Origin of the sequence: Arthrobacter alkaliphilus (assembly GCF_021483235.1) — a bacterium.
GTDB lineage: Bacteria > Actinomycetota > Actinomycetes > Actinomycetales > Micrococcaceae > Arthrobacter > Arthrobacter alkaliphilus.
The window spans coordinates 1-322 of record NZ_JAKEEC010000080.1 but is presented as its reverse complement, the minus strand read 5'-3'; the positions used below and the strand labels follow the sequence as shown (position 1 = coordinate 322).

Sequence of the window (322 nt, the reverse complement as noted above, 5' to 3'; positions counted from 1 at the left end):
GCGAGGTTGGGCACGGTCTGGCCCCCGGCGTAGTTCACGTTTGAGGAGACCGGCTTGGTCGATCCGGAGGCGTAGGCGGTGAGGAATCCGAAGGAGTTCGGCTGGGTGACGGTCAGGTTTACCACGACGGCCGAGGCGTTGGCGGGGATTCCTTTGACGCCGCCGACCTGGAACGAGACCGTGCCTCCGGAGCTTACCGGTCCGGAGGTGTTTCGGGTGTCCAGGAACCGGGTGGGTGCCAGTGGGGCGAAGGAGCCTGCCGCGGCCGCTGTCCCGCCGCCGTAGTAGGCCGAAACGTCGGCGATGACCTGTGCCGATCCGA

1 protein-coding gene is annotated in these 322 nt (G+C 67.4%); it reads right to left on the bottom strand.

Annotated elements, in window-relative coordinates:
* Positions 1 to 322, bottom strand: a 322-nt coding sequence (locus L0B83_RS19660; RefSeq protein WP_234760246.1) for a hypothetical protein, incomplete at both ends; no start/stop codon positions are given.